This window comes from Planktotalea sp. (assembly GCF_049680325.1).
Taxonomy (GTDB): Bacteria; Pseudomonadota; Alphaproteobacteria; order Rhodobacterales; family Rhodobacteraceae; genus Planktotalea.
Map to the genome: position 1 here is coordinate 1 of NZ_JBAUHO010000143.1, position 4,330 is coordinate 4,330.

Consider the following 4,330-nt stretch of genomic DNA (forward strand, 5'->3'; position numbering starts at 1 on the left):
GATCAGCTTAGCAAGCAAACTGGGCGAATCGTTACCATCAGCCCTGAAACGTCGATCAGCCTTTATCCGACTTTGGGCATTACCACTGGCCCTGCTAGTATCGGAACGGCTGATTGGGCCAAAAACGGGCCACTGCTCACCTCTGATAGCCTATCCATAGGTGTCGATGTGCCTGCACTTTTGACAGGTACAATTCGCGTGACCAAGCTAGAGGCAAATAGCCCCCGCGTCGTACTGGAACGGGATGCCAATGGCCGCGCGAACTGGGAATTTTTCCCGGCCGAAACAGCCAGCACCGAAACGAGAACGCCAACAACGGAGCAAGATAGCGACGGGCAAAGCTTTGATCTCTCGTTAGAGCGCGCTTTGATTACAAACGCTTCGCTTCGTTACATCGATCATGGCACGGGCCTAGATCAGTCCTTTGAGGACGTCGATCTTGATCTGCGTTGGCCCGATATGGGTGGTGCGGCCGATATTATGCTGGCGCTGACGCCTTTCACCGAAAGGCTTGAGCTGAACGCAACAGTTGCAAACGTCATGGGCCTTAGCACGGGCGAGCAATCGACCCTGAGCGGTACGCTGGCAGCAGCTGGAGCTACTATCGAATTTGAGGGACTCGCGTCAATCAAACCGGAAGCGGCGATGCAAATCTCGGGCACAATTCCGAAAGCAGGGGCGCTATTGCGTGCATTGGGACAAGACCCCGCTGCGCTAGGGCTTGCCCCCGATTTCGATCCGAGTGTTAGCGTAGAAAGCCAAGTCAGCTTTAGCGACGCACGCCTTGCATTACGGCAGATGGCGTTGGGCCTTAACGAAAGTAAAATCGCTGGCGACGTTGACGTTGTTCTCGCCCTTGGTTCGCCGCAGGTCACGGCAAAGCTGAATGCGGATGTGAAGAACACAGGCCAACTTATGCGGATGCTGGGTCAGGCACCTGAAAAATTTGGTCTGGATAAAGCATTCGATCCCAACCTTTCCAGCGCGATCACACTCTCGAGCAGCGGTTCTGACCTCAGCGCCAAACTCAGCGGGCTCACCGCATCGCTTGAGGGTGCACAAATCACAGGGAACGCCGACTTTGCGCTACAAGATAACGTCCCTGACATTGCCGCAAACCTTGCCGTTAACTTGCCAAACGCCGCGCGCAGTGCTGCACTGTTGGGGCAGCCGCTAAGTGGTTTTGGACTTTCCCCGAATGCTGCACCTGCTGTGAAAACCAATGTCACAGCCACGGTTAAAGGCAGCAACATCGCCGCGAACCTACGCGAGTTGAACCTATCAATCGGCGGCGCAACTATTGCTGGTGCCATCGATCTGGCTGTTTCTGGCGGCGCACCCAATGTGTCGGGCAAGATCAATGCCAACGTTCCAAGCACTGCAAACCTGATGACGGCCCTTGGTCAAAGCGCCCCTGATTTGCCAAAAGGGTTCGGTCGCGCGATCACGGCGAATACCAATATTTCGTTCAAATCGAACCAGTTGGATTTGTCAGGCCTAACCGTTTCGCTGGATCAGAACACGCTAAGCGGCGGCGTGTCCGTCGGCCTTGGTGGCTCGGTCCCGAACGTAACTGCAAATCTGCAAGCGGGCGATCTGGATTTCAGCGCCCTTAGTTCTGGCGAAGCAGAAAGCACTTCTTCATCCGCTGGTAGCAGCTGGTCCAAAGATCGTATCGACGCCAGCGCATTGGGTCTGCTCAATGGCAATATCAAGCTGAAAGCCAATTCGATCAATCTTGGTACGCTCAAACTCGGTGCGTCCGATTTGGGTGTTGCTATCGACAACTCGCGTGCGGTTGTTTCGATCAACAATCTAAGCGCCTATCAAGGTAGTTTTGCTGGTCAACTTGTTGCCAATAACCGTGGCGGGCTATCCGTCGCGGGTGATTTGAATGCCAATTCTGTCGCGCTTGGCCCGCTTCTTACGGCACTTGCCGAGGTTAACAAGATTCAAGGCAATGCGAACCTAAGCGTGAATTTCCTTGGCTCTGGTGCCTCCGTCGACGCGATCATGCGCTCGCTTTCGGGCAATCTGGCCCTGTCTGTCCCGCAAGGCACGATTGCGGGGATTGATCTGGAAGGCCTCATCACCCAAGGCAACGCCAATGCAAGCCTGACCGCCTTTGAAAATCTGAAGGCAAACGGCGTTATCAGCGGCGGTAGTTTGCAGAATAACGATCTGACTGTCTCGACTGGCCGCGTTGATGCCAAGGGGGAAGGCTATATCAACCTTGGTGCCCAGACGCTTGACTACCTTGTGACGCCAATTGCAAAGGAAGTTGGCAGCAAGGACCGCATTGAAATTCCTGTGCGCATCAAAGGCCCATGGTCATCGCCAACGATACGCCCCGATCTGGAAGCTGCGCTTAATCTGGAGAACGAGCGCAAAAAGCTTGAAGAACAAGCCCGCCAAGAAATCGAACGCGAAAAGCAAAAGCTTCTCGACAAAGCAGAGGCGGAGAAAGAGAAGCTGCGCGAAAGGGCAGAAGCCGAAGCGAAGAAGCTAGAGAATGCTGCCAAAAAGAAGGTTGAAGATGCAGCCAAGAAAGCCGCAGCAGAGGCCGCGAAGAAGCTGAACCTCGATAGCGCCAAGCAGAAGCAGCTGGAAGACGCAGCCAAAAACGCCTTGGAAAAAGAGCTTGGAAAAGGCTTGAAAAACCTACTTGGCGGCAACTGATACGGCGGGCGGATAAAGGTCTGACATAGGCAACGACCGCCCGTTATCCTGCATCAAACGAACGTGATTGCGTCGCATCAAACGTGGCTCTGCAACGCCAACTGAATGGGCGATGGTTTCCACCTCTTTCACAATGCCTTTGGCATAGCGCGCAACGCGTTTGTATTTGTCTTCAACCACCAGCCCTTTTTGAAAGCGTAGATCATGGGTTGTGATGCCTGTAGGGCAGGTGTTCTTGTTACATTTGAGCGCCTGAATACAGCCAAGCGAGAACATGAAACCGCGCGCTGACGTGACAAAATCAGCGCCCGCAGCCAAAGCCCAAGCAATGTCGCCCGGGTTTACCAGCTTGCCGCTTGCAATAATGCGTATGCGTTCATGCAAGCCGACTGCATCACGCATATCGACCACCAGAGGCAGCGCTTCGCGGATGGACATGCCAACCAGATCGATCAACGGCATCGGCGCAGCACCTGTACCGCCCTCGCCGCCATCAATTGTAATAAAATCAGGCGCACTATCAGCCCCGCGCGCATTGATCGCGTCAAACAGGCCCTGAGTACCCGCTTCGGTCCCCACAACTGTTTTGATACCAACCGGCTTGCCTGTCACCTCGCGAATATGCCCAACAAGATCAAGCAAATCACCCCAATCATTTACCTCCAAATGGCGATTGGGCGAAAGGCTGTCCGATCCTTCGGGAATTCCACGAATTGCGGCAATCTCTGCCGTGACCTTCGCGCCCGGAAGAATACCACCTTTGCCAGGCTTCGCACCCTGCGCGAGCTTTAGTTCAAACATGCGCACATTTTGGTGCGCGGCAGCCTCGCGCAGCTTGGTGTCGCTTAGACCGCCATGTTCATTACGCACACCGTATTTCGCCGTACCGATCTGGAAGACAACATCACAGCCACCTTCCAGGTGAAACGGGCTTAATCCGCCTTCACCTGTATTCAACCAAACACCTGCTTCTTTGGCACCGCGGCTCAATGCCTGAACGGCGGGCTTGGAGATAGCGCCGAAACTCATTCCGGAAATGTTGAAAAAACTTGGCGCTGCATAGGGTTGCCGCGCACCTTCACCAATGACCAACGGCACAGAAGACGCAAATTGATCGTCAAGCGGCGGAAAGGCTGCGTTGGCGAAGATCGGTGTGCCAACGACATTCAGATTGCGGGTAGAGCCAAAGGCAACCGTGTTGCCATGCCCTTCGCCCGCGCGTTTTACCCATTCACGTTGCGCGCGGTTGAACGGCAATTCTTCACGATCCATGGCAAAGAAATATTGGCGGAAAAATTCGCCCAAAGTAGAAAACAGATGTCGGAAACGGCCAATAACTGGATAGTTCCGCCGGATCGCATCTTCGGTTTGAATACGATCAAGAACAAACAAAATAGCTGCGACAAAGGCCAGCGCACCCAACGAAAACACCAGCAAAAGCGCCAGGGTTTCAAGCACATTCATCGCAAATCCCATTCACCAATCTCCCAAAGCGGTTTGATCTATAGCAAGGACATCCTTACTAATGCCATGACACTGTTCAATTCGCGCCAAAGGCACAAGCCCGTGCACATGAACGTGACAGAGGAGTTAATCGATGACCCGATTTTTGACCGCGACCGCGCTACTCTGCGCACTCGCTGCGCCTGCC

General features: G+C 54.1%; 2 protein-coding genes. One reads left to right on the forward strand and one right to left on the reverse strand.

From position 1 onward, the window contains the following. On the forward strand, positions 1-2,679 hold a 2,679-nt coding region (locus WBC85_RS06325; protein ID WP_424434086.1), incomplete at its 5' end, for an AsmA family protein. On the opposite strand, the gene WBC85_RS06330 is transcribed toward WBC85_RS06325, so the two are convergent. Next, positions 2,662-4,155: an FMN-binding glutamate synthase family protein gene (locus tag WBC85_RS06330; protein ID WP_424434088.1), complete on the reverse strand. Its 1,494-nt coding sequence runs from the start codon at positions 4,153-4,155 to the stop codon at positions 2,662-2,664. The genes WBC85_RS06325 and WBC85_RS06330 overlap by 18 nt on opposite strands. Between the last annotated feature and the right edge of the window lie 175 nt (positions 4,156-4,330).